Source organism: Streptomyces toyocaensis, from assembly GCF_000725125.1.
GTDB classification, from domain to species: Bacteria; Actinomycetota; Actinomycetes; order Streptomycetales; family Streptomycetaceae; genus Streptomyces; species Streptomyces toyocaensis.
Genome location: NZ_JFCB01000001.1, coordinates 111308 through 136695, shown reverse-complemented (window position 1 = coordinate 136695; position 25388 = coordinate 111308). Strand labels below are relative to the sequence as shown.

21 protein-coding genes are annotated in these 25388 nt (G+C 73.8%); 8 read left to right on the top strand and 13 right to left on the bottom strand.

The annotated features are described in order from the left end of the window. The first annotated feature begins 233 nt into the window (after window positions 1-233). On the top strand, window positions 234-989 hold the full coding sequence (locus BU52_RS00590) for a polysaccharide deacetylase family protein (protein ID WP_078903054.1): 756 nt from the start codon (window positions 234-236) through the stop codon (window positions 987-989). Window positions 990-1086: 97 nt separating this feature from the next. Then, window positions 1087-1527, top strand: coding sequence for an Immediate-early protein 2 (locus BU52_RS00585; protein ID WP_037926072.1), 441 nt, complete (start codon window positions 1087-1089; stop codon window positions 1525-1527). Window positions 1528-1560: 33 nt separating this feature from the next. Here BU52_RS00585 and BU52_RS00580 read toward each other — a convergent pair whose 3' ends face one another. The 5 genes from BU52_RS00580 to BU52_RS00560 form a co-directional block, all read right to left on the bottom strand. Next, window positions 1561-2712 (bottom strand): XdhC family protein, encoded by a 1152-nt coding sequence (locus tag BU52_RS00580; RefSeq protein ID WP_037926069.1) that lies wholly within the window; start codon window positions 2710-2712, stop codon window positions 1561-1563. A gap of 46 nt (window positions 2713-2758) precedes the next feature. Continuing rightward, a complete protein-coding gene (locus tag BU52_RS00575) occupies window positions 2759-4216 on the bottom strand; it encodes an NCS2 family permease (protein ID WP_037926067.1) in 1458 nt (485 codons plus the stop codon). Between the two features lie 157 nt (window positions 4217-4373). Then, window positions 4374-6758 carry a xanthine dehydrogenase family protein molybdopterin-binding subunit gene (locus BU52_RS00570; RefSeq protein ID WP_037926065.1) on the bottom strand — a complete coding sequence of 795 codons (2385 nt, stop codon included), beginning with the start codon at window positions 6756-6758 and terminating at the stop codon, window positions 4374-4376. A gap of 2 nt (window positions 6759-6760) precedes the next feature. Continuing rightward, complete coding sequence (locus BU52_RS00565; RefSeq protein WP_037926062.1) at window positions 6761-7333, bottom strand: (2Fe-2S)-binding protein; 573 nt, start codon at window positions 7331-7333, stop codon at window positions 6761-6763. Next, on the bottom strand, window positions 7333-8223 hold the full coding sequence (locus BU52_RS00560) for an FAD binding domain-containing protein (RefSeq protein WP_037926060.1): 891 nt from the start codon (window positions 8221-8223) through the stop codon (window positions 7333-7335). The genes BU52_RS00565 and BU52_RS00560 overlap by 1 nt, the downstream gene beginning before the upstream one ends. 344 nt (window positions 8224-8567) lie before the next feature. On the opposite strand from BU52_RS00560, the gene BU52_RS00555 reads away from it, so the two are divergent. Together BU52_RS00555 and BU52_RS00550 are read left to right on the top strand one after the other, a co-directional pair. Next, window positions 8568-10256: a PucR family transcriptional regulator gene (locus BU52_RS00555; RefSeq protein ID WP_037926059.1), complete on the top strand. Its 1689-nt coding sequence runs from the start codon at window positions 8568-8570 to the stop codon at window positions 10254-10256. A gap of 142 nt (window positions 10257-10398) precedes the next feature. Continuing rightward, the gene (locus BU52_RS00550; protein WP_078903095.1) at window positions 10399-11175 is read left to right on the top strand and encodes a hypothetical protein; all 777 of its coding nucleotides are present in this window, start codon (window positions 10399-10401) and stop codon (window positions 11173-11175) included. A gap of 153 nt (window positions 11176-11328) precedes the next feature. On the opposite strand, the gene BU52_RS00545 is transcribed toward BU52_RS00550, so the two are convergent. Continuing rightward, window positions 11329-12147, bottom strand: a complete 819-nt coding sequence (locus tag BU52_RS00545) for a GntR family transcriptional regulator (RefSeq protein WP_037926053.1) — start codon at window positions 12145-12147, stop codon at window positions 11329-11331. Between the two features lie 166 nt (window positions 12148-12313). Between BU52_RS00545 and BU52_RS00540 the strand changes: the two genes are divergently transcribed. Then, complete coding sequence (locus BU52_RS00540; RefSeq protein ID WP_037927690.1) at window positions 12314-13171, top strand: (2Fe-2S)-binding protein; 858 nt, start codon at window positions 12314-12316, stop codon at window positions 13169-13171. A gap of 303 nt (window positions 13172-13474) precedes the next feature. Next, window positions 13475-14521 carry a DUF2637 domain-containing protein gene (locus BU52_RS00535; protein WP_037926052.1) on the top strand — a complete coding sequence of 349 codons (1047 nt, stop codon included), beginning with the start codon at window positions 13475-13477 and terminating at the stop codon, window positions 14519-14521. 96 nt (window positions 14522-14617) lie between these two features. On the opposite strand, the gene BU52_RS00530 is transcribed toward BU52_RS00535, so the two are convergent. Both BU52_RS00530 and BU52_RS00525 read right to left on the bottom strand, forming a co-directional pair. Beyond that, window positions 14618-15019 carry an ATP-binding protein gene (locus BU52_RS00530; RefSeq protein WP_037926050.1) on the bottom strand — a complete coding sequence of 134 codons (402 nt, stop codon included), beginning with the start codon at window positions 15017-15019 and terminating at the stop codon, window positions 14618-14620. Window positions 15020-15240: 221 nt separating this feature from the next. Continuing rightward, entirely contained in the window at window positions 15241-15861 is a 621-nt protein-coding gene (locus BU52_RS00525) for a hypothetical protein (RefSeq protein ID WP_037926046.1), read from the bottom strand. 252 nt (window positions 15862-16113) lie between these two features. Between BU52_RS00525 and BU52_RS00520 the strand changes: the two genes are divergently transcribed. Further along, window positions 16114-17541 (top strand): helix-turn-helix domain-containing protein, encoded by a 1428-nt coding sequence (locus BU52_RS00520; RefSeq protein ID WP_037927686.1) that lies wholly within the window; start codon window positions 16114-16116, stop codon window positions 17539-17541. 6 nt (window positions 17542-17547) lie between these two features. Here the strand turns inward: BU52_RS00520 and BU52_RS00515 are convergent, their stop codons facing one another. Both BU52_RS00515 and BU52_RS37070 read right to left on the bottom strand, forming a co-directional pair. Beyond that, complete coding sequence (locus BU52_RS00515) at window positions 17548-19290, bottom strand: pyruvate dehydrogenase (RefSeq protein WP_037926042.1); 1743 nt, start codon at window positions 19288-19290, stop codon at window positions 17548-17550. A 67-nt stretch (window positions 19291-19357) separates the two neighbouring features. After that, entirely contained in the window at window positions 19358-20452 is a 1095-nt protein-coding gene (locus BU52_RS37070; RefSeq protein ID WP_407702020.1) for a protein phosphatase 2C domain-containing protein, read from the bottom strand. Between the two features lie 1128 nt (window positions 20453-21580). Between BU52_RS37070 and BU52_RS00505 the strand changes: the two genes are divergently transcribed. Further along, the gene (locus BU52_RS00505) at window positions 21581-22063 is read left to right on the top strand and encodes a DUF456 domain-containing protein (RefSeq protein ID WP_037926040.1); all 483 of its coding nucleotides are present in this window, start codon (window positions 21581-21583) and stop codon (window positions 22061-22063) included. A 13-nt stretch (window positions 22064-22076) separates the two neighbouring features. On the opposite strand, the gene BU52_RS00500 is transcribed toward BU52_RS00505, so the two are convergent. From BU52_RS00500 to rsgA, 3 genes are read right to left on the bottom strand one after another with little or no spacing between them, the layout of a single operon-like run. Continuing rightward, window positions 22077-22571, bottom strand: coding sequence for a methylated-DNA--[protein]-cysteine S-methyltransferase (locus tag BU52_RS00500; RefSeq protein WP_037926038.1), 495 nt, complete (start codon window positions 22569-22571; stop codon window positions 22077-22079). A 2-nt stretch (window positions 22572-22573) separates the two neighbouring features. Then, complete coding sequence (locus BU52_RS00495) at window positions 22574-24016, bottom strand: AlkA N-terminal domain-containing protein (protein WP_235216229.1); 1443 nt, start codon at window positions 24014-24016, stop codon at window positions 22574-22576. A gap of 9 nt (window positions 24017-24025) precedes the next feature. Beyond that, window positions 24026-25123: a ribosome small subunit-dependent GTPase A gene (gene rsgA / locus BU52_RS00490; RefSeq protein WP_037926035.1), complete on the bottom strand. Its 1098-nt coding sequence runs from the start codon at window positions 25121-25123 to the stop codon at window positions 24026-24028. Window positions 25124-25388 lie beyond the last annotated feature (265 nt).

Sequence of the window (25388 nt, the reverse complement as noted above, 5' to 3'; positions counted from 1 at the left end):
GGTGCTGTTACCGGGACGCGGGTGCCGCATTCGCGGTTGTCTCAAACACTTGGACACAGCTTGTCCCATACGGGCGAGTTGAGCACGTCTGGGCATCGAGCCGGGCATCGCCCGCCGGCGAGTGACGACCCTCACACCCCGGCGTTCACGCCGACGGAGGCACGCGAAACGGACTATACATCTCGTGTATATACGCTATGTATAGTCCGCGCATGCCTTCTCCGACCAAGAAGATGAAAAGACGGGGGACCGCGTTCCGTGCGGCGGCGGCCCTGGCCGTGACCGTGGCGCTGACGCCGGCCCTGAGCGGGTGCACACGACTGGAGACGACCGCTCCCAGCGCCGTCCGGACCACCGACGTCCAGGCCCGCTTCGGCACCGTCGACTGCCGCGTGGCCAAGTGCATCGCGCTCACCTTCGACGCCGGCCCCGGCGAGAACTCCGCGCGACTGCTGGACATCCTGGAGGAGCAGCAGGTCCCGGCGACGTTCTTCCTGCTGGGCAAGGGGCACATCGACACGTATCCGGAGCTCGTGCGGCGGATGGCCGACGAGGGCCACGAGGTGGCGAGCCACACCTGGACCCACCGCATCCTGACGGAGCTGGAGCCGGAGGAGATACGCGAGGAGCTGCGGCGCACCAACGAGGCGATAGAACGCCTCACCGGCCGCCGCCCCACCCTGATGCGCCCGCCGCAGGGCCGCACGGACGACACCGTGCACGGCATCAGCCGCGAACTGGGCCTCTCGGAGATCCTCTGGAGCGTGACGGCGAAGGACTACTCGACCACCGACTCCGCCCTCATCACCCGCCGCGTGCTCGCCCAGGCCTCCCGCGACGGCATCATCCTGCTCCACGACATCTACGACGGGACCGTCCCCGCCGTGCCCGGCGTCATCGACGCGCTGAAGAAACGGGGCTACGTGTTCGTCACGGTTCCCCAGCTCCTCGCCCCGGGGAGGGCGGAGCCGGGCACGGTGTACCGGTGAGCGGCCGGGGGCGGTCACCGAGGCCGGTCACTGGGCCGACCGGGTGACCCGCACCCGGATGCGCCGCCGGGCGGCCCGGGTTTCCTAGGATTCCCCCGTGGCCACCTTCCAGCTCCAGCGCACGGTTCCCCTCCCCCTCGACGAGGCCTGGCGGCGGCTCACCACATGGCCCCGCCACGGCGACGTGGTGCCGCTGACCCGGATCACGGTGACCACTCCCCCGCCCGCGGGCGAGGGCACCGCCTTCGTCGCCCGCACGGGACTGGGCCCGCTCTCCTTCGACGACCCGATGGAAGTGACGGTGTGGCGGCCGCCCGCGGGCGACTCCCCCGGCCTCTGCCGGCTGGAGAAGCGGGGCCGGGCCGTGCGCGGCTGGGCGGAGATCGAGGTCCGCCCGGGACCCGGCGGCCGGGCGCGGGTGATCTGGCGGGAGGAAGTGCGCGTCCGCGCCGTCCCGGCCGTGTTCGACGCGGCACTGGCGCGGGCGGGCCGCCTGATGTTCGGGCGGGCGGTGAACCGCCTGCTCCGGCAGCCGTGACGCCCCGGGGGCCCTGGGGGTGTCCGGCAAGCCCTAGGCCACGGACCCGATGCGGCCCGTCGGTGGCGTCGTGGTGTCGTGGTGGATCGGGGTGTGGGCGCCGGTGAGGGACACCCCGGTGCCGCCGCGGCGGTCGGCGACGATCTCCGCCGCGATGGACAGGGCCGTCTCCTCCGGCGTGCGGGCGCCCAGGTCCAGGCCGATGGGGGACCTCAGGCGGGCCAGTTCGAGGTCGGTCACGCCGGCTTCGCGCAGGCGGGCGTTGCGGTCCAGGTGGGTGCGGCGGGAGCCCATCGCGCCGACGTAGGCCACCGGCAGACGCAGCGCGAGCCGCAGCAGCGGCACGTCGAACTTGGCGTCGTGGGTCAGGACGCACAGCACCGTACGGGCGTCGACGGTCGTGCGCTCGAGGTATTCGTGGGGCCACTCGACGACGATCTCGTCGGCCTCGGGGAAGCGGGCCCGGGTGGCGAAGACGGGGCGTGCGTCGCACACGGTGACGTGGTGGCCGAGGAACTTGCCGACGCGTACCAGTGCCGACGCGAAGTCGACGGCGCCGAAGACGATCATCCGGGGCGGAGGGACCGAGGACTCGACCAGAAGGGTGAGCGGTGCTCCGCAACGCGAGCCCTGCTCACCGATTTCCAGCGTGCCGGTGCGGCCGGCATCCAGGAAGGCGCCCGCCTCGGCGGCGACCGTGCGGTCCAGTTCCGGGTGGGCGCCGAACCCGCCCTCGTACGAGCCGTCCGGGCGGACCGTCAGCGCGCGGCCCGTCAGCCCGGCCGGGCCGCTCACGATCCGGGCCAACGCCGCCGCCCCGCCCCGCGCGGCGGCGGTGAGCGCGGACGCGAGGACCGGACGGGCGGGGTCGGCCGCCCGTACCGGGGTGACCAGGACGTCGATGGTCCCGCCGCAGGTCAGACCCACGGCGAAGGCATCCTCGTCGCTGTAGCCGAAACGCTCCAGGACGGTTTCGCCGTCCCGCAGTGCCTGCTCGCACAGCGCGTACACCGCGCCCTCCACGCACCCGCCGGAGACCGAGCCGACGGCCGTGCCGTCGGCGTCCACCGCGAGCGCGGCGCCGGGCTCGCGGGGCGCGCTGCCCGCGACCGCCACCACGGTGGCGACCGCGAAGTCTCGGCCCTGCTCGACCCACCGGTTCAGTTCCTCGGCGATGTCCAGCATGTCTCGGTCTCCTCAGCTGCGATTGCGTGGACGGTCGGTGCGGCGGCTAGTGCACGCCCAGCCAGCTCTCGATCGGGGCGAGGGCGAAGTAGACGACGAAGACCAGTGTCAGCCCCCACATGAAGGCGCCGATCTCCCGCGCCCTGCCCTCGGCCGCCTTGACGGCGGTGTGGGAGATGACTCCGGCCGCCACGCCCGCGGTGATGGAGTAGGTGAACGGCATGATCACCACGGTCAGGAACACCGGGATCGCGGTGGCGCGGTCGGCCCAGTCGACATGGCGGGCGTTCATCATCATCATTCCGCCGATCACCACCAGGGCCGCGGCGGCGACCTCGCCCGGCACGATCGCCGTCAGCGGGGTGAAGAAGAGGCAGGCCGCGAAGAGGAGTCCGGTGACAACGGAGGACAGGCCGGTGCGGGCCCCCTCACCGACACCGGTCGCCGATTCGACGAACACCGTCTGGCCGGAGGCGCCGGACACACCGCCGATGGCGCCGCCGGCACCGTCGATGAACAGCGCCTTGGACAGGCCCGGCATCCGGCCCTCTCCGTCGGCGAGCTTCGCCTCGGTGCCCACGCCGATGATCGTCGCCATCGCGTCGAAGAAGCCGGCGAGGACGAGCGTGAAGACGATCAGCCCCACCGTCATCGCGCCGGCCTCCCCCCAGCCGCCGAACTCGACGTCCCCGAAGGCCGAGAAGTCGGGCATCGACACCGCGCCGCCGCTCAGCTCGGGGGCGCCGCCCGCCCACTGCTCCGGGTCGACGACGCCGAACGCGTTGAGCGCGACGGCGAGCACGGTGCCGCCGCCGATACCGATGAGGATGGCACCGGGGACGCCTCGCGCCTGGAGCATGAAGACGGCGAGCAGGGTGACGGCGAACAACAGCACCGGCCAGCCGGCCAGTTCCCCCGCGGGACCTAGGGTGACCGGGGTCGCCTCGCCCCGGTGCACGAAGCCGGCCTTGTAGAAGCCGATCAGGGCGATGAACAGGCCGATGCCCATGGTGATCGCGTGTTTGAGTGCGAGCGGGATCGCGTTCATGATCATCTCGCGCAGACCGGTGACGACCAGCAGCATGATGACCACGCCGTACATCACGCACATGCCCATGGCCTGCGGCCAGGTCATCTCGGGCACGACCTGCGAGGCGAGGACGCCGGAGACGGAGAGTCCGGCGGCGAGGGCGAGCGGCACCTTCCCGACGAAGCCCATCAGCAGGGTGGTGAGGGCCGCGGCGAAGGCGGTCGCCGTGATCAGGGCGGTGCGGCCGAGGGTGTTCCCCGCGGCGTCCTGCCCGGACAGGATCAGGGGGTTGAGCAGGAGGATGTACGCCATCGCCATGAAGGTGGTGACGCCGCCGCGCACCTCGCGGGCGACGGTGGACCCCCGGTGCGTGATGTGGAAGTACCGGTCGAGCCAGGACCGGCCGGCCGGGACGCGGGTTCCCGTGGCCGCGTCCTCGGCGGTGGTCGCCGGGGTGAGTGACTGCTGGGTCATGTGGGCCTGCTCCCAAGGTTCATAGGGACACCCGGCGCCGCGCTTGCGCGCCCGCACGGGATTTGGGGAGGTGCACGACCCGGGGGACGGCCCGAGACGAACAAGGTGGACGGCGCCGGGGTCGCCGTGGGGTGTGTCGGGTTCCCCGGCGACGGTCTTACGCCGTGCCCGTGAGGTGTTCCGGGCGGACCGGTGTCCTGTCGAGTTCCAGGCCCGTGGCGTCGCGGATGGCTGCCAGGACCGCCGGTGTGGAGGACAGGGTGGGGGCCTCGCCGACGCCGCGCAGCCCGTAGGGGGCGTGGTCGTCGGCGAGTTCGAGCACGTCGACGGGGATGGTCGGCGTGTCGAGGATGGTGGGGATGAGGTAGTCCGTGAAGGACGGGTTGCGCACCTTCGCGGTCTTCGGGTCGACGAGGACCTCCTCCATGACCGCCACGCCCAGGCCCTGGGTGGTCCCTCCCTGGATCTGGCCGATGACGGACAGCGGGTTGAGCGCCTTGCCGACGTCCTGGGCGCAGGCCAGTTCGATCACCTTCACCAGGCCGAGTTCGGTGTCGACCTCGACGACGGCGCGGTGCGCGGCGAAGGAGTACTGCACGTGGCCGTTGCCCTGACCGGTGCGCAGGTCGAAGGGCTCGGTCGGCCGGTGCCGCCACTCCTCCTCGACCTCGACGGCCTCGTCGCCGAGGACGTCCACCAGGTCGGCGAGCACCTCGCCGCCGTCGGTGACGACCTTGCCGCCCTCCAGCAGGAGCTCGGCGGTGGCCCAGGCCGGGTGGTACGGGCCGAACCTGCGCCGGCCGAGTTCCAGCACCTTCTCGCGGACCAGCTCGCAGGCGTTCTTGACGGCACCCCCGGTGACGTACGTCTGCCGGGAGGCGGAGGTCGAGCCCGCCGAGCCGACCCGGGTGTCGGCCGGGTGGATGGTCACCCGGCCGACGCCCAGCTCGGTGCGGGCGATCTGCGCGTGGACGGTGACGCCGCCCTGGCCGACCTCCGCCATCGCGGTGTGCACGGTGGCGACCGGCTCGCCGCCGACGACCTCCATCCGGACCCGTGCGGTGGAGTAGTCGTCGAAGCCCTCGGAGAAGCCGACGTTCTTGATGCCGACCGCGTAGCCGACCCCGCGGACGACTCCCTCGCCGTGCGTGGTGTTGGACAGGCCGCCCGGGAGCTGGCGCACGTCGGCGCCCTCGCTGGACTCCCACTGGCGCTCCGGCGGCATGGGCATCGCCTTGACGCGGCGCAGGAGTTCGGCGACCGGCGCCGGCGAGTCGACCGGCTGCCCGGTGGGCAGGAGCGCGCCCTGCTCCATGGCGTTGAGCTGCCTCAGCTCCACCGGGTCCATGCCGAGCCGGGCCGCCAGCTTGTCCATCTGGGCCTCGTAGGCGAAGCAGGCCTGGACCGCGCCGAAGCCACGCATGGCGCCGCACGGCGGGTTGTTGGTGTAGAGGGCGATCGCCTCGATGTCGACGTCGTCCACGACGTACGGTCCGACGCCGAGCGAGGAGGCGTTGCCGACCACGGCCGGGGAGGCGGAGGCGTACGCGCCGCCGTCGAGGACGATGCGGCAGGCGATGTGGGTCAGTTTGCCGTCCGCGGTGGCGCCGTGCTCGTAGAACAGCTTGGCCGGATGGCGGTGGACATGGCCGAAGAACGACTCGAACCGGTTGTAGACGATCTTGACCGGCTTCCCGGTGCGCAGGGCGAGCAGGCAGGCGTGGATCTGCATCGACAGGTCCTCGCGACCCCCGAAGGCGCCGCCGACGCCGGCCAGGGTCATCCGCACCTTGTCCTCGGGCAGGCCGAGCACGGGTGCCATCTGGCGCAGGTCGGAGTGGAGCCACTGGGTGGCGATGTAGAGGTGGACGCCGCCGTCCTCCTCGGGGACGGCGAGTCCGGACTCGGGGCCGAGGAAGGCCTGGTCCTGCATGCCGAAGGTGTACTCGCCCTCGACGATCACGTCCGCGCGCTCCCGAGCGGACGCCACGTCGCCGCGCACGATGGGCTGGCGGTGGACGACGTTGGGGTGCGGGACGTGGCCGATGTGGTGGTCGTCGCGGTGCTCGTGGACGAGGACCGCGTCCGGGGCGAGGGCGGAGGCCTCGTCGGTGATCACGGGGAGCTCGCGGTACTCGACCCTGATCTTCGCTGCGGCGCGGCGGGCCGTCTCCGGGTGGTCGGCGGCGACGATCGCGACCGGTTCGCCGTGGTGGCGGACCTTGCCGTGGGCGAGGACCGGGGTGTCCTGGATCTCCAGCCCGTAGTGCCTCACGTCGGCCGGCAGGTCGTCGTACGTCATCACCGCGTACACGCCGGGGGTGGCCAGCGCCTCGCTCGTGTCGATCGACACGATCTCGGCGTGCGCGACGGTGGAGCGCAGGATCTGGCCCCAGAGCATGTCCTCGTGCCACATGTCGGAGGAGTACGCGAACTCGCCGGTGACCTTCAGGGTGCCGTCCGGGCGGAGGGTGGACTCGCCGATGCCGCCCCTGGTCCCCGAGCCCTGGGTGAGCGTGGTGGGAACACCGTTCGTGGGCATGCTCAGACCCCCTCGGGCTGGCGGGCTGCCGCCAGGCGGACCGCGTCCATGATCTTCTCGTAGCCGGTGCAGCGGCACAGGTTGCCCGACAGGGCCTCCCGGATGTCCGCGTCGCTCGGGTTCGGGTTGCGCTCCAGCATCTCGTCGGCGGCGACCAGCAGACCGGGGGTGCAGAAGCCGCACTGGACGGCGCCGGCGTCGATGAACGCCTGCTGCACGGGGGACAGCCGGGTGCCCTCGCCGGTCTGCGAGTCGGTGCCCCGGGCCTGCCACTGCCGGGCCTCGTCCAGGGAGGTGCCGTGGGCGCCGCCGGCGTGGGAACGCTGCTCGGCGTGGTCCGCCAGGCCCTCCACGGTGACGACCTCGCGGCCCTCGGCCTGTCCGGCCGCGACGAGACAGGAGCACACGGGCACGCCGTCCAGGCGGACCGTGCACGAGCCGCACTCGCCCTGCTCACAGGCGTTCTTGGAACCGGGCAGGCCGAGCCGCTCGCGCAGCACGTACAGCAGGGACTCGCCCTCCCAGACGTCGTCGGCTTCCTGGGGGCGTCCGTTGACGGTGACGTTGAGTCGCATTACGCGGCTCCCTCCGTGGTGCGGTGGGCGCCGCGGTACGACTCCCAGGTCCAGGTCAGGGTGCGGCGGGCCATGACGCCGACCGCGTGACGGCGGTAGCTCGCGGTACCGCGCACGTCGTCGATCGGGTTGCAGGCGGCGGCGCACAGATCCGCGAACCGCTTGGCGACGGAAGGGGTGATGATCTTCCCGTTGTCCCAGAAGCCGCCCTCCTCCAGCGCCGCGTTCAGGAACTCCTCCGCGGTCCCGGCCCGGACGGGCGTCGGGGCGGCGGAGCCGATGCCGGTCCGCACCGTCCGCGTGGCGGGGTGCAGGGCGAGCCCGAAGGCGCACACGGCGATGACCATGGCGTTGCGGGTGCCGACCTTGGAGTACTGCTGCGGGCCGTCGGCCTTCTTGATGTGGACGGCGCGGATCAGCTCGTCGGGCGCCAGCGCGTTGCGCTTCACACCGGTGTAGAAGTCGTCGATCGGGATGCGGCGCGATCCGCGCACCGACTCGGCCTCGACCTCGGCGCCCGCCGCGAGCAGTGCCGGGTGGGCGTCGCCGGCCGGGGAGGCGGTGCCGAGGTTGCCGCCGACACCGCCGCGGTTGCGGATCTGCGGGGAGGCGACCGTGTGGGAGGCGAGGGCGAGACCCGGCAGCTCGGCGCGCAGGTGCTCCATGATCTTCGCGTAGGGGACGGAGGCGCCGAGCCGGACGCTCTTCTCGCCGACCTCCCATTCCTCGAGGTCGGCGATGCGGTTCAGGTCCATGAGGTACTCGGGCCGGCGGTGGTCGAAGTTGATCTCGACCATCACGTCGGTGCCGCCCGCGATCGGCACAGCGGTGGGGTGCTCGGCCTTCGCGGCGAGCGCCTCCTCCCAGCTGGCGGGGCGAAGGAAGTCCATGACCGGCTCTCTTCTTCGTCTCGTAAGGCGTACAGATTGAGCCAATCCGTGTGCGGCGGGCCCGGCTCGTCGGTGTGCGGTTCACTCGGAGTGAGCCCAGTACACCGCCGCGTGATCCACCCGGGTCAGTCACGGAAAGCACGAAGGAGTTGGCTGGCCAACGAGGGCATCTTGTAGATTCGTATGAACGGAGGTCGTCTGCTACCTCCCCATCTTCCTCCGGCACCGGGGAACAGCGTCCGCGAAACGGCCGACACCGCTGATCAGCCACCCCGAGGGCCCGCACCGGAAGATCCCTTCACGGTCCATCGTAGATACCGAGACAGAGAACGGCGGCGACGAGAATGCGGTTGCGCGCACTGCTGGACACCGACGCGCTGGGCCTGAGGCTGCTCGGCGGGGAGGACGAGCTGGACCGCGGTGTGCGGGGCGTGATGACCACCGACCTGCGGGACCCCAGCCGCTATCTCTCCGGCGGGGAACTGGTGCTCACGGGCCTGGCCTGGCGCCGGGGCGCCGCCGACTCGGAGCCGTTCGTACGGATCCTGGTGCAGGCCGGGGTGGCCGCCCTTGCGGCCGGTGAGGCGGAACTGGGCGACGTGCCCGACGACCTGGTCGTGGCCTGCGCGCGGCACCGGCTGCCGTTGTTCGCCGTGCACGAGTCGGTGGCCTTCGCGACCATCACCGAGCACGTCGTGCGGCAGGTCTCCGGCGAGCGGGCCGGGGATCTGGCGGCGGTCGTGGACCGGCACCGGCGGATGATGACGTCGGGCCCGGCGGGCGGCGGTCCCGACGTGGTGCTCGACCTGCTCGGCTCCGACCTCGACCTGCGGGCCTGGGTGCTGTCGCCCACCGGCCGGCTGATCGCGGGGCCGAAGGTCGCGGGGCCGCGGGGGGCGGAGCCCGCACTGCCCGCCGACGTGTGCGGCCGGCTCGCCGCGGAGCAGCTGACCGCCGCCCGCACCGGCCGGCCGGGACCGCACCGGGTCACGCTGGGCCAGATCACGTACAGCCTCTTCCCGGTGCGCGGCAGCGGGCACTCCGCCTCCACGGCACGGGACGTGCGCGAGACGGTGCTGTCGGACTGGCTGCTGGCCGTCGAGGCCGACGCCGGGGACTGGGCCGAGGAGCGGCTGGACCTGCTCCAGGGCGTGACCCAGCTGATCGCCGTCGAACGGGACCGCCGTGACGCGGCCCGCGCGGTCCGGCGCCGGCTCGCCCAGGAGGTGCTGGAGCTGCTGCAGACGGGTGCCGCGCCCGCCGAGACGGCGGCGCGGCTGCGGGTGGCCGCGCCGGTGCTGCTGCCCGGGCTCGGCACGGCGCCGCACTGGCAGGTCGTGGTGGCCCGTGTCGACTGGGACGGCGGGGAGGGCGACGGCGGGCCGGTGGCCCGGGCACTGCTCGAGGAGATCCTGGTCGACCCCGCGTCGGCCGGCCCCGAGCACTCCGACCGCATCGCCGTGGCGCACACCGGTGACGAGGCGATCGCGCTCGTCCCGCTGCCCGCGGTGACCGGCGACCACGACGGCGCCGGTGCCGGGGTCGTCGCCGACGTCCTCCTGGAGGCCGTGCGCGCCCCCCTCTCGGCCGGGCTCGACGGCGACGGGCGGCTCACGCTCGGCGTCTCGGCCGCGGTGCACTCGGCGGAGGGGCTGCGCGGTGCGCTGGAGGAGGCGCGCCACGCCCGGCGCGTCGCCGCGGCCCGCCAGGGCCGGGTCTGCGCGGCCGGCCACCAGGAACTGGCCTCGCACGTGCTGCTGCTCCCCTTCGTCCCCGACGACGTGCGGCGCGCGTTCACCGCGCGTCTCCTCGACCCGCTGCGGGACTACGACCGCCGCCACCGGGCCGAGCTGATCCCCACCCTGGAGGCGTTCCTCGAGTGCGACGGCTCCTGGACCCGCTGCGCCTCCCGCCTCCACCTGCACGTCAACACGCTGCGCTACCGCGTCGGCCGCATCGAGCAGCTGACGGGCCGTGACCTGTCCCGTCTGGAGGACAAGCTCGACTTCTTCCTGGCCCTGCGCATGAGCTGAGCCCGGGCGGCCGTCGGCCGGTTCGGGCCCGCGGCGCACGACTTTGTGAAATCCTTCACCCACCCTCTTGGCCGGGCCCCGTGGTTCGTGCTGAGATGCGGCCACCACTCAACAGCTCGATGGCGTGCTCGGGGAGGGCAACGTGGCGCATACCGCCATGTCCGGTGACGGAACGACCGCCGAAGACGATCCCCTCCAGACGGCGGTGTGGCGGCTGCGCTCCCGTGCCTGCTGGGCCGACGCCGCCGCGCTGCTCGCACCCGACTCCCCGGACGCGGCCCTGCAGCGGGCGTCGCTGCTGGTCGAGCGGTGCGTGTACACCGAGGCCGGGTGGGAGGAGGCGGAGGACGCGCTGCGGACCGCCGAGGCGATGGCGCACAGCGACGACGAGCGGGGGGCGGCCGCTTGTGAACGCGGGTACTTGGCCTACGCGGCGACCCTGTTCCGGGTGCGCGACCGGGCGGACGAGGCGCGGGCCGCGCTCGGCCGGGCGGCGGCGCTGATCGCTCCGGGGGCGGCGGGGCGGGCGCTGCTGGACTTCCGGCGCGGGCTGATCGCGGAGAACCTCACCCGGTCGCCTCAGGCGGCGCGGGCCGCGTACCGCCGCGCCCACGCGGGTGCCACGGCGCAGGCCGACCCGCTGCTGCTGTCCGGCACATGGCGCCACCTCGCCGGACTCGCCCTGCGGGACGGGGAGCTGACGGAAGCGCGGCACGGGTTCGCGGAGTCGCTGCGGATCCGCGAGGAGTTGGGCTATCTCGTCGGTACGGCGCCGGCCCTGGTGTCCCTGGCGGATACGGAGACCGGCCCGGAGGCGTCCCGCCTGCGGGAGGAGGCCCGCCGCCTGTTCCGCCTCCTGGGCGGCGTCCCCACCTGGCTGGCCGGCCAACTGGCCCCACCGGGCGCGGCCACGGCGTGACAACCTCATCCGCATCCGGCCCGTCCGGGGCCACCTCCTCCGGGGGATGTCGAGGACAGGGCCCGTTCAGGGCCGGAAGGAGGTCCGGGGGCGCAGCCCCCGGTAACGGGATGGGACGGGGCGGCGGGGGCGGGGAAACGGGCAGCTCCCCCGTCAGCCCGCCCCGTTGAAGTGCTCCCCCACCAGCGACCGGATCACGTCCAGATCGCCGGCGATCAACGCGTCGAGCAGCGCCGTGTGTTCGTGCGCGTCGGCGATCAGTTGCGCACGCCCCCGGGTACCGGAGACGCCGCCGACCAGCGGCCACTGGGCACGCCGGTGCAGGTCCTCGGCGATCCGGACGAGCTGCTCGTTCCCGGTGAGCGCGAGCACCGCGGCGTGGAACGCGCGGTCGGACTCCGCGTACGTGGCCCGGCACCCGGAGGACGCGGCACGGACGGTGGCCTCGGCGAGCGGGCGCAGCCCGGCCCACCGCTCGGCGGGCACCGTACGCGCCAGTCGCAGCATCACCGGCACCTCGATCAGCGCCCGGACCTCGGCCAGCTCGGCCAGCTCCCGCGCGCCCCGCTCGACGACCCGGAACCCCCGGTTGGGCACGACCTCGACCGCGCCCTCGAGGGCGAGCTGCTGCATGGCCTCGCGCACGGGCGTCGCGGAGACGCCGAACCGCTCGGCCAGCACGGGTGCGGAGTACACCTCGCCGGGGCGCAGGTCACCGGTCACCAGCGCGGTGCGCAGCGCGGCGAGTATCTGTCCGCGCACGGAGGACCGCTGGACGGCGGGCCGGGGAAGGGGCCCTTCGCCGTGCGTGTGCTCGCCGCGCACGGCGTCGCCCTCGGTACCGCCCGCCCGGTCGCGCAGCCGGTCGGCCGCGCCCTGCGCCGCCGGCTGGGCGGGCACCCGGCAGCGGCCAGGGGCGGCGGTGGCCGCCGCCTCCGCCGCCCCTGCGGGGCCCTGCGTGCGCTGCTTCACAAGGTCCTCCTGCGGACGTGTCGGTACTTGCGGTCATTACGGCGGGTTGTCACCTGTCCGTCAAGCACCATAGGCGCACCGGACGCCAGTTCCCATATCCGCGATCTTCGGTAAGGTGAGCCTTACCTTTATTGCTCGGATCCACGAGAAGCGAATGGGTGGTCCCATGCCTGTGCCCGGTTCGGCCGTCGCGGACGCGTACGCCCGTCTGGCGGAGGCCTTTCCCGCGCTGGCCGTCACCGAGCTCGCCACCGGCGAGGAGGCCCCCCGGGGCGGCGGCTGGGTCACCGCCTCCGAGCTCGCCGAGGCGGGGACCGGCCTGGACGCCTTCCTGGCCTGGGACGAGACCCAGGTACTGCGGGACTACGGCCGGCAGGGCCGCCCGGACGTGATCGCGAGCTTCGGCCTGCACCGCTACGCGTGGCCCGCCTGCCTGCTGATCACCGTCCCGTGGTTCCTGCACCGCAGGGTGCCGCGCTACCCCGTGACGCATGTCTCGTTCGACCGCACCGCGCCCGGTCTCGCCGTGGGCCGCATGGCCGTACGGCCGGAGGGTTTCGCCTGCCTGCCCGACGACCCGGCCGCCGTGCTGCCGGGCGCCCGGGTGGTGCCCGACGAGGAGGCGCTGCGGGCGGAGGTGCGCGCCGCGGTCGCCCAGCACCTCGAACCCGTCCTGGCCGGTTTCGGCCCCCGGATGCGGCGACGCGGCCGCGCCCTGTGGGCCATGGCGACCGACGAGATCGTCGAGAGCCTGTGGTACGTCGCCCAACTGCTCGGCGAGGAGGAGCGGGCGATGCGCGAGCTGGAACTGCTGCTGCCGGGCGCGACCGGGCCGTACGTCGGCGCCGCCGCCTTCCGCCCCGCCGGACCCGGCGGGGCGGCGGAGCGCGCGACCCGGGACCGGGTGAGCTGCTGCATGTTCTACACACTGCGACCCGCGGACATGTGCGCCACCTGCCCCCGCGCCTGCGCCAGGGACTCCGTCACCGCACGCGCCACCGCCGTGGCCGCGCAGGCGAGTTGACGTCACGTCGGACACCGGCACCCCGTGCGGGGACGTAAGATCATCCGGTCGGCACGCCGCAGAGGTCACGACTGCTTCACAATGTCCTCACCCGCCGCGGGAACTTTCCGCGGAACCACCCGTACGGGTAATCTTATTCGAACTCAACTCCCGCCCCTCACGCGGCAGTTCGAGCAGAAAGCCGCCCTGTGCACCCCCCTCGCACTTCCTTGGCGGCCTCTTGCCCCGAAACCCCCTGAGGGCTGCTGGGATTGGGCCACTATGGCGGGCGTTACGCCCTATCCCAATGCAAGGGACCCCTAGATGAGACTGACCGACATATCGCTGAACTGGCTGCTTCCGGGCGCCGTGCTGCTCCTGGGCATGCTGGCGGCGGTGGCGGTGCTGGCGCGCGGGAAGCGCTCCTCGGTCAAGGACACGCGCGCGGACGACTCCTGGGAGCGCAGCGAGGAGCGCCGTCGGCGCAAGGAGGCCGTCTACGGCACCGTCTCCTACGTCCTGCTGTTCTGCTGTGCGGCGGTGGCCGCCGCACTCTCCTTCCACGGCCTTGTCGGCTTCGGCGAACAGAACCTCGGCCTCTCCGGCGGCTGGCAGTACCTCGTCCCGTTCGGCCTGGACGGCGCGGCGATGTTCTGCTCGGTGCTCGCCGTGCGCGAGGCCAGCCACGGTGACGCGGCACTCGGCTCGCGGATACTCGTATGGACGTTCGCCTTCGCCGCGGCCTGGTTCAACTGGGTCCACGCTCCCCGGGGCATCGGCCACGCGGGCGCCCCGCACTTCTTCGCGGGCATGTCCCTGTCGGCGGCGGTCCTGTTCGACCGCGCGCTGAAGCAGACCCGCCGGGCCGCCCTGCGCGAACAGGGCCTGGTCCCGCGTCCGCTCCCGCAGATCCGTATCGTGCGCTGGCTGCGCGCCCCCCGGGAGACCTACAGTGCCTGGTCGCTGATGCTGCTGGAGGGCGTCCGCAGCCTCGACGAAGCGGTCGAGGAGGTGCGCGAGGACAAGATCCGCAAGGACCAGGCCAAGCAGCGCCGGCGGGACCAGCAGCGGATGGAGCGGGCCCGGCTGAAGGCGATCAGCCGCGGCCACCGGGGTTTCGTCGGCCGGGACGGCGGGCGCGAGCTGGAGACGGCCACCGTGGAGCGCGACTCCGACATGGTCTCCGCGGAGCCTGCCATACCGGCGCCGGAGGCCCTGCCCGTGCGTGCGCGCCCCTCCCTGCAGCCGGTGCGTTCCGGCGGCGCTGACCCGCAGACCGTCGACCTCACCGCCGAGGACGACACCCAGGCCCTGCCGCGCCTGGACTCCCTGGAGCGCAAGCTCAAGGACCTGGAGCAGCAGTTCGGCTGACGACGGACGACGGACGACGGACGACGGGGGCGGCCCGCACGGGCCGCCCCCGCGGCCATGCGGGCCGCCGTTCGGCCCGCCGCGTGGCCGGCGCCGTCAGGCGGCGTCCGCGCCGAGTTCGAACCAGACGGACTTGCCCACCTCGTGCGTGCTGACCCCCCACTCGTCGGCGAGGGCCTCGACCAGCACCAGGCCCCTGCCGTGCGTGCCGTCGTCGGTGCACGGCAGCCGCGGCCGGGGCTCGCGGGAGACGAAGTCCCGCACCTCCACCCGCAGTCCACGCGGCCCCACGGTGGCCGTCAGCACCGCCTCGTCGTCGGTGTGGACGAGCGCGTTGGTGACGAGTTCGCTGGTGAGCAGTTCCGCGACCGCTGACTGTTCCGGTGTGCCCCAGTGCGTGAGCAGCTCACGCACCGCCCTGCGGGACTCGGGCACCGCTCTCAGATCCGCCCGCCCCAGTGTGCGCCTCAGCCGATCCGCCGAAGCCTGACTCCTCATGGCCCCCGCCCGCGTGCCGATGTCGATTCCCCCCGCTGCTCGAACGCGTTCACGGGAATCATTGCCCCGTCACCCACCAGGCAGTCATGTGACGGCGTCGACGGCCGGTTGTTGGCCGAAGTGCAGTGGCCACGCATGCGCGCGGGGCCGTCCTCCCGACCCCCGTGGCGAGAGGACGACCCCGGCTCCGTGATGGCCGTGGTGCGGTGGGGCCGTGGGGTTCAGTAGAGCTTGGCGACGGCCTTCTTCGTCGTCTTCTTGAAGGCGGCGACCGGGGCGTCACCGAAGTCGCCCATCTGCCCCCACCCGACGACGGTCACGGTCCTGCCGTCCCGTCCCACGGACAGCAGGTGGATGTCCGTGGCGCCCCAGGAGGTCTCCGTGTGCAGCCCGCGCACCGTCGCTCCCTCCTCGACCGGCAGGGTGCCGTAGTACCGGCCCTCCGCCTCGGTCTCCGGGTCGGACAGCTCGATCCGGTCCGCGCAGGAACGGATCTCCTTGTCGAGCAGGGCGGCCAGCGCCTTGCCCTTGGCGGCGGAGCCGGTGACCACGGTGACCTGGACGGCGCCCGTGTCCAGGTCGGTGTGGAAGACGCGGTGCCGGTAGTCGTAGGCCGGTACGCCCTCGCCCAGGCAGTACGCGAGCTCCACCGGGAAGCCGTCGGTGACCGGACCCGCGGTCCAGCCGGACGACGGGTGCGGCGGCAGCTCGGAGGCGGTGAGGAACGCGGGTGAGGCGGCCTTCTTCGGAGCGGCGCCGGCCGGTGCGGTGAGCGCCGTGCCGGCCGCGAGCGCGGCGACGGTGAGCGTGGCGAGTGCGGCGGCCCGGGTGCGCATGGGCATGGATGTCCCCCGTGAGGTGTGCGGGATGGAAGGGTGAGGCAGTACGCCGTGACGACCGGGCCGGTCCTCCGGCGACCGTCGGCTCGGTGCGTACCGAGAGCATCGGCCGCCCCGGGAGGCGGGCGCAAGCGTCGCCGCCGTATCCACCGGCATGGAACCGTCCCAGCCCGTCCGACGTGCAGGTACATGGGGTGCCTGGGATGCCGTACCAGGGCCCGGCCGGGGTCGGAGCGAGTGCGGGGTGACGTGTCGGTGTCGGCACAGGACGAGGTGGCGGAGTTCGCGGCGCTGCTGCGGGAGCTGAAGGAACGCACGGACCGCAGTTACGGCTCGCTGGCCCGTCGCCTGAACATGAACACCTCGACGCTGCACCGCTACTGCGCCGGCGAGGCGGTTCCCGTCGACTTCGCCCCCGTGGAACGGTTCGCCGCGCTCTGCGGTGCGTCGGGCACGGAACGCGTGGAGCTCCACCGCCGCTGGCTCCGTGCCGCGGAGGCACGCCGTCACCCGCGGGGGCCGGACGGCGGCTCGGCGGGGGCAGCAGGGGGAGCACCCACAGGCCCGGTGCCCGGCCCCGGCCCGGCCGCCGGTCCCCGCAGCATGCCGGCGTGGTCGAGCGACGTTGCCGTTGGTGCGTCGGACGCCGGGCGCGCCGGTGCGGGGGCCGGGGAATCGGCGCCCCAGGGGGGACCCGTGGCGGAAGGTGGTGCCGTGGGCGGGACCCGGGCGGCGGAAGCCGGCGGGCGACGGCCCTGGTACCGGCGGCGTGAACGGGTTGGCGTCGCCGTGGCCGCCGTGTGCGCGTTGCTCGCGACCGTGGGGAGCCTGTCCGCGCTGCCGGACGACCGGCGGCCGTCCGGAGGGCGGGAGAACTCCGGCGCGCCGCCGCGTACGTCCGCGCCGGCCGGGACCGCTGCGAAGCCCCACAGCCGTAGCTCCCCGCCCACGCCCTCCGCCACCGCTTCCGGCACCGGCAGCGCGGCACCGGAGAGGCGTCCCGGGGCCCCGGGGTCGCCGCGCGGCACCACCGCCCCGCCGGAGCCGGCCGTGTCCGGCGGGCCCCCGCCGCTCACCTGGTCGGCCGACTCCCACGTGTGGGCGTACGGGTGCGGGCACGACTACGTCGTCGCCAGGCCGCCGAGACAGGTCCCGCCGCCCCCGGCCCCGCAGGACGCCAGGACGTGGGCGGAGGCGCAGTCGGCCGTGCACGGCGGCGAGACGAGGGTGGAGCTCTCGGTGCAGGGGACGTCCGACACGGCCGTCGTCCTCACCGCGCTCCGGGTCCGGGTGACCGGCCGCGCCGCACCCGCCCCGGGCAACGTGTACGCCATGGACGAGGGCTGCGGCGGCGCGCTCACCCCGCGGTACTTCGACGTGGACCTGGACAAGGACCGGCCCATCGCCCGCGCCGTGGCCGGGAACGACGCCGGCACGCCGATCCCGGCCGTGCGGATGCCCTACCGGGTCTCCGCGACCGACCCGGAGGTGCTGGCGGTCACCGCCCGGACCGGTGCCTGCGACTGCAGCTGGTACCTGGAGCTGGACTGGTCCTCGCAGGGCCGCACCGGCACGGTCCGCGTCGACGACCACGGCCGCCCGTTCCGCACCAGCGGTGTCGAGGAGCTGCCCCGCTACGCCTACGACACCTCCGTACGCGACTGGCGGCCGCACGCGGAGTGAACGCCCTCACGGCCGGGGCACGTTGCGCAGGTTGGACCGGGCCATCTGCAGCATCCGGCCGACCCCGCCGTCCAGCACCATCTTGGAGGCGGACAGGGCGAATCCGGTCACCATCTCCTTGCTGATCTTCGGCGGGATCGAGAGCGCGTTGGGGTCGGTGACGACGTCGACCAGGGCCGGGCCCTTGTGCCTGAACGCGGACTTCAGCGCCCCGGCGAGGTCCTTCGGCTTCTCCACCCGCACCCCGTGGGCGCCGCACGCCCGGGCGACGGCGGCGAAGTCGGGGTTCTTCATGGCCGTGCCGTGCGAGGGCAGACCGGCGACCAGCATCTCCAGCTCCACCATGCTCAGCGAGGAGTTGTTGAAGAGGACCACCTTCACGGGCAGGTCGTACTGCACGAGGGTGAGGAAGTCCCCCATCATCATGGTGAAGCCGCCGTCGCCGGACATCGACACGACCTGCCGGCCCCGGTCGGTGAACTGCGCCCCGATCGCCATCGGCAACGCGTTGGCCATCGAGCCGTGGGAGAAGGAACCGATCACCCGGCGGCGGCCGTTGGGCGAGACGTAGCGGGCCGCCCAGACGTTGCACATGCCGGTGTCGACGGTGAACACCGCGTCGTCGTCGGCCAGTTCGTCCAGGACGGACGCCACGTACTCGGGGTGGACGGGTACGTGCTTCTCCACCTTCCGCGTGTATGCCTTCACCACCCCCTCCAGTGCGTCCGCGTGCTTCTTCAGCATCCGGTCGAGGAACTTCCGGTTGTCCTTGGTGCGGACGCGGGGCGTCAGGCAGCGCAGGGTCTCCTTCACGTCGCCCCACACCGCGAGGTCCAGCTTGGAGCGCCGGCCGAGGTTCTCGGGCCGCACGTCGACCTGGACGATCCGCACGTCGTCGGGGAGGAAGGCGTTGTACGGGAAGTCGGTGCCGAGCAGGATCAGCAGATCGCACTCGTGGGTCGCCTCGTAGGCGGCGCCGTAGCCGAGCAGTCCGCTCATGCCGACGTCGTACGGATTGTCGTACTGGATCCACTCCTTGCCGCGCAGGGCGTGCCCGACCGGGGACTTGATCTTCTGGGCGAACTCCATGACCTCGGCGTGCGCGCCCTTGGTTCCGGCGCCGCAGAACAAGGTGACCTTCTCGGCCTCGTCGATCATGTCCACGAGCCGGTCGATCTCGGCGTCGCCGGGGCGGACGGTCGGCCGGGAGGTGACGAGGGCGGTCTGGAGGGGCTTCTCGGGCGCGGCGTGGTCGGCGATGTCACCCGGGAGGGTGACGACGCTGACGCCCGAGCGGCCGACCGCGTGCTGGATGGCGGTCTGCAGCAGCCGGGGCATCTGCTGCGGGCTGGAGATCATCTCGCTGTAGTGGCTGCACTCACGGAACAGCTGCTCGGGATGGGTCTCCTGGAAGTACCCGAGGCCGATCTCGCTGGACGGGATGTGGGAGGCGAGGGCGAGGACCGGGGCCATGGAGCGGTGGGCGTCGTACAGCCCGTTGATGAGGTGGAGGTTGCCGGGACCGCAGGAACCGGCACAGGCGCCCAGTCTGCCGGTGATCTGGGCCTCCGCGCCGGCGGCGAAGGCCGCGGTCTCCTCGTGCCGGACGTGGATCCAGTCGATGGCGGGGTTGCGGCGCACGGCGTCGACGACGGGGTTGAGGCTGTCGCCGACGACGCCGTAGAGGCGTTTGACTCCCGCACGGGTGAGGATGTCGACGAACTGTTCCGCGACGTTCTGTCTGGCCATGGTGTCCCGTCTGCCCCTCCGGAGTCGAAGATGCCTGACGGGTTCCATGAATTCACACCGGGAGCGCTCACGCCTCCCAGACGGCGACGGCCGTGCGGTCGTCCGCGTATCCCTTGACCCGCACCTGGGTGTCGGCCAGGAACGCGGCGAGGCCGGGCGGTTCGGGGCGGGACCACCGGCCGGCCAGGTGGGCGCGGAACTCGTCCTCGCCGTGCATCGGGTCGGCGAGTCCGGTGCCGCACATCAGCAGGGTGTCACCCGGGCGGGCTACGGAGGTGCGGAAGCGAAAGGGCTCGCGGGGTGGTTCGGGCGCGGGCTCGTACGGACTCGGGGGTGTGGGGATGCCGAGGTCCATGGTGAGCCGGTCGCCCTCGGGGGTCTCGGAGGGCGGTGAGCCGAAGCCGACCACGGGTTCGCCCCTGACCTCGGCGACCTCCGGTTCGATGTCCTGCCACGCGCCGTCCCGCAGCCGGAACAGTCCGCCGGGGCCGACGCCGAAGAAGACCCTGGTGCGGCACTCGGGGTCGGCGGGCAGGAGGAGGCAGCGCAGGGTGGCCGTGTAGGCGTCGGGCTCCAGGCCCTGTTCGGCGGCCCCGGCGCGGAGCCTGCCGAGACTGCGGTCGGTGAGGCGGTGCAGGCCCGACTTGAGGTCGCCGCGCCGGGCGGCCCGTATGTCGTCGACCAGGCGGACGTGGCTGCGCCCCACCGCCCGGCCGATCCACCGGCAGGCCTCGGCGGCGGCCAGGTGCGCCAGCGGCGCGGTCCGGGCGCCGGTCGCCAGCGCCACGAGGAGCAGCGCCCGCTCTCCCGTGCCGAACCGCGCGGTGAGCAGCGCGTCGCGTCGCGGTTCTCCCCGGTACCGCGCGGAGTCCCCGCGCACGGAGGCGGCCCGCAGGGTGCAGGCACCGTACCGCGCCCCGTCGAGGACGGTGTCCGGCACCAGGCCGTCCAGGTCGTCGGGGTCGGCAGCGGGGAGGGCGGTGGGTTCGGGGTCGTACGTGGGAGGCCGGGCCCCGACGAAGCCGCGGGACGGCGGCGGGCACGGGGGCGGTTCCGGACGGGAAGGCCGGGGACCGGCGGGCCCCGCGGCGGCATCGGGTTCCGGGGCGGTGCGGGCGGGAGGGGCCGAGGCGGGAAAGGGTGTCCAGGTACCGAAGGCCATGGGCGGCAAGGGGGGCGACGGCTCCTGCCGGGGACGCGGAGGCACGCCCGGCACGGCGGACGGAGGCGGGACCTGCCCCGCGGACGGAGGCGGGACCTGCCCGGCGGACGGAGGCGAATCCTGCCCGGGACGCGGAGGCACGTCCGGCACGGCGGACGGAGGTGCGCCCGACGCGGCGGACGGAGGCGGGACCTGCCCCGCGGACGGAGGCGGGACCTGCCCCGCGGGCGGAGGCGGATCCTGCCCGGGACGCGGAGGCACGTCCGGCACGGCGGACGGAGGTGCGCCCGACGCGGCGGACGGAGGCGGGACCTGCCCCGCGGACGGAGGCGGATCCTGCCCGGGACGCGGAGGCACATGCGGCACGGCGGACGGAGGTACGCCCGACGCGGCAGGCGGAGGCGGGACCTGCCCGGCGGACGGAGGCGGGACCTGCCCGGGACGCGGAGGCACGTCCGGCACGGCGGACGGAGGTGCCCCCGACGCGGCAGGCGGAGGCGGGACCTGCCCGGCAGGCGGAGGCGGAGGCACGTCCGGCCTGGCGGGGAGAGGCGCGTCCTGTCCGGCGGGCGGTGGTGGGACCTGGCCGGGGCGGGGTGGCGGGTGCTGCGGCGGGCGTGGCGGGGTCGGGGAGGCGTCCTGGTCCGCGGCCGGCGAGGGCCGCGACCCGGGTGGACGGCCGGTGTCCGGCGGGAAGGTCACCGGGTCCGGCGGAGTGGCGGGCGGGGGTTCCGCCGGGGCGTGGGAGGTGGATGCGGGCGTCGGACGGGGCGCGGGGACCTTCGCCGCGGGCGCCGGGGGCGGCTGCCCCGTGCTCAGGGTGCCGGACGCCGAGGCGAAACGGTCGTCCAGGGAATCGGGCGCCGGCGCGGGGCCCGTGTCACCGGCGGTGTCGTCGTACAGCTGCCTCCACCAGTCGTCCTCAGGACCGGTGGACCTTCCCCCCTGCTGACTCATGCCCCCGATTGTTCACCGCCGGGGCCGCGGGAAAACGGGGCATCCGGAAATTCCCCGCCGCGCGGCACGCACGGGACGGCCTGTCGGGTGAACCATGGGACGGCTGTGCGACGAGGGGCGGAACGGCCGTCCTGTTCTGCGCCGCTCGCACGCCTCCTGCACCCTGGACGGATGGGAGCGTGGGACCTCCTGCTGGCCGGGCTGGTACTCCTGCTCGGCCTGTGCGGAGTGCTGCTGCCAGGGGTACCCGGCTCGTGGCTGGTGTGGGCCGGGGTCCTGTGGTGGGCGCTGAAGGACCCGCGGCCCGCCGCGTGGTGGCTGTGCGTGGGGGCGACGGCGGTGCTGCTCCTGTCCCAGGTGGTGCGCTGGGCCCTGCCGCCCCGCCGGCTGCGGTCGAGCGGCTCCGACGCCAGGATGCTCGCGTACGCGGGCTGCGGCTCGTTCCTCGGTTTCGTTCTGCTGCCCGTGATCGGCGCGGTCCCGGGCTTCGTCGGCGGTGTCTGCCTCCACGAGCGGCTGCGGCTCGGCCGGCGCGCCGAGGCGGTCGCGGCGACGCGCACGGTGATGCGCTCGGGGGGCTGGAGCGTGTTGACGGAACTGTTCGCCTGTCAGCTGATCACGGCGGCATGGCTGGCCGTGGTCCTCCGGGGGTGACCGCGGGCCCGGGTCAGGACCGCAGCGCGCCCTCGTGGGTCAGCAGCCGCACCTTCCGCTCCAGCCCGCCCGCGTACCCGGTCAGCGAGCCGTCGGAGCCGATCACGCGGTGGCAGGGGCGGACGATGAGCAGCGGGTTCGCGCCGATCGCGCCGCCCACGGCCCGTACGGCGGGCCGGGACGCGCCGATCCGCGCCGCGATCTCGCCGTAGGAGACGGTCGCCCCGTAGGGGACGTCGTCGAGCGCGGCCCACACCTTCTCCCGGAACGGTGTTCCGACGGCGCTCATGGCCAGCCGGAACTCCTTCAGCTCGCCGGCGAAGTACGCGGCGAGCTGCCGCTCGGCCTCACGGAACGGTCCCGGATCACGCCGCCAGTCGTCCCGCACGGTGCGCCCGCCCTTCTGGCCGGGCACGGAGAGCGAGGTCAGCTCACCGGTCGGCGCGGCGGTCAGCAGCAGGGGCCCGACGGGGCTGTCCACACCGGTCCAGTACGTCGTGGTCGTCATGCTTACTCCAACTCCCCTGCGGCACGCAGGTGGTTCAGGGCGTACGAGCGCCAGGGGCGCCAGCTGTCGGGGGCGTCCGGCCCGGGCGCGGCCACGTCCGGGTCGCCGAGCGCGCGGGTGCGGATCACGGCGGCCGTCCGTTCGTCGAGGCCGGGGACGGCGGCCAGGGCGTCCTCGGCGGCGTCCCGGTCGGCGCCGGGCCCGAGGCGCAGGGCGCCGTCGGCGAGGGCGGCGGCGAGTGCGCCCAGGGTGCCGTCGGGTTCGGCCCCGGCGAGGACACCGGGTTCGGGGAACAGGTGGGTGAGGGTGCCACAGGGCGCGTCGAGCCTCTTGCCGTAGCGCCGGACCAGTTCCGCGGCCTCGTCACGGCCCACCAGCGCGCGCACCGCCAACTCGTCCGGGTCGGCGGCTCCCGGTGAGCGCAGCCCGGGGCGGGCGGCGACCAGGGGGGCGAGCCGGACGTCCGCGCCGAGGCGCCCGTCGACGGCGTACGGGTCGGCGTCCAGGTCGAACAGCCGCCGCAGCCGCTGGACGGCGGTGGTCAGGTCGCGGAGGTCGGTGAGGTGGACGCGGGCGTCGAGCCAGCCGCCGGGGTGGGCGCCCGATCCCGTGTGCGGGCGCTCGCCGACGGCGGCGATACCGGTGCCGTAGGGAAGGCGCAGGGTCCGCCGGTAGGTGCGGCTGCCGGGGGTTCCGCTCATCTCCTCGACGCCGGGGACGGCCTCGCGCTCCAGCACGTCGAAGACGGGCCCCGCCTGGTAGGGGCCCCGGTGGGCGAGCCGCAGGGGGATCCCGGCGGACGGTGTGCCGGCCCGTGCGGCGGTCCGCCCGCCCCGGGGCGCCGAGGCGCGCAGGCCACTGGGGGTGGTGGCGTACACGGCCCGCACGGTGTCGTTGAACTGCCGGACGCTGGCGAATCCGGAGGCGAAAGCGATCTCGGTGACGGGCAGGCCGGTGGTCTGCAGCAGCACCCGTGCGGCGTGCGCCCGCTGGGCCCGGGCGAGGGCGACGGGCCCGGCGCCGAGTTCGGCGGTGAGCTGGCGCTGCACCTGGCGGGCGCTGTAACCGAGCCGTGCGGCGAGTCCGGCGACGCCCTCGCGGTCGACGACGCCGTCGGCAATCATCCGCATGGCCCGGCCCACGACGTCGGCCCGCACGTTCCACTCGGCCGAGCCGGGCACGGCGTCCGGGCGGCACCGCCGGCAGGCCCGGAACCCGGAGCCCTGCGCGGCGGCCGCGGTCGGGAAGAACCGCACGTTGTGCCGCTTCGGGGTGACGGCGGGGCAGCTGGGCCGGCAGTAGATGCCGGTCGTTGCCACGGCGAAGAAGAACGCCCCGTCGAACCGGGCGTCCCGGCTGCGCACCGCCTCGTACCTGCTGTCCTCGTCCATCACACCGTCCAGTCTCCGCCACCCGGGGAGCCCCGGCTGGCGGAAATCGGACATGGCGGTGCGCTAGCGCAGGCGGCCCCGCTTGGCCTCCATCGCGGCCCTGCCGATCGCGTGCTTGCGCTTCCAGTCCTTGCGGATCTCGGCACGCAGGCGCGCGTCGGTCTTGGCGACGATGTACTGGTTCTCCCGGAGCAGCTTGCGGTAGCTCTCCAGGCGGCGCTGCGGCAGCTCACCGGTCTCCACGGCTTCGAGGACGGCGCATCCCGGCTCGCTCTCGTGGGCGCAGTCGTGGAACCGGCAGCCCTCGGCGAGTTCCTCGATCTCGGGGAACACCTGGCCGACGCCGGTTCCGGCGTCCCACAGGCCGACGCCCCGCAGTCCCGGGGTGTCGATGAGGACTCCCCCGCCGGGCAGCGCCAGCAGGTTGCGGGTGGTCGTGGTGTGGCGGCCCTTGCCGTCGACGTCCCGGGTGGCCCGTACGTCCATGACGTCCTCGCCGAGGAGCGCGTTGGCCAGGGTGGACTTGCCGGCGCCGGACTGACCGAGCAGCACCGACGTACCGCCGGAGACCAGCGCGGTGAGGACGTCCAGTCCGTCCCCGTCGACCGCGCTCACGGTGAGCACCGGAACGCCCGGTGCGCTGGTCTCCACGTCCTGGACCAGGTGCGCCCTGGTCACCGCGTCCGGCACGAGGTCGGCCTTGGTGAGCACGACCACGGGCTGCGCCCCGGACTCCCAGGCGAGCGCCAGAAATCGCTCGATCCGGGCCAGGTCGACCTCGACGGCGAGCGAGACGGCGACCACGGCGTGGTCGACGTTGGCGGCGAGGATCTGCCCCTCGGACCGCTTGGAGGAGGTGGAGCGCACGAACGCGGTGCGGCGCGGCAGGCAGGCGCGGACGTAGCGGGGGTTGCCGCCGGCTTCGACGGCGACCCAGTCGCCCGTGCACACCACCCGCAGCGGGTCGTGCGGGGTGACGAAGGCGGTGTCGGCGCGCAGGACCCCGTCGGCGGTGACGACGTCGCACTGGCCCCGGTCGACCCGGAGGACGCGCCCCGGCAGCAGCCCGTGCGCGTCGTGGGGGGCGAACGCGTCCGCCCATGCGTCGTCCCAGCCGTACGGGGCGAGCGCGGAGGAAGTGGCAGGAGAGAGGTGACTCAAGGGGGTGACCCTTCAGGTGGGTGGCCCCGGCGGCCGCGCGTACGCAGGCGCGTACGCGGGCGGAGAAGGAGAGGTCAGCCGGTGGCCAGGGAGGTGGACGTGACGGATTCGCGCATGCGGGCAGCGCCCAGCTCAACGACAGTCATCGGTCAACACCTCCCACTCCTCGCTCGAATCGGCACCATCGACGGCCGGCGACCCCGGTCGCCGAACACCGCAGACACACACTAGGGGTACCGCCGGCCCCGGTGCCACCGCTTTTCTC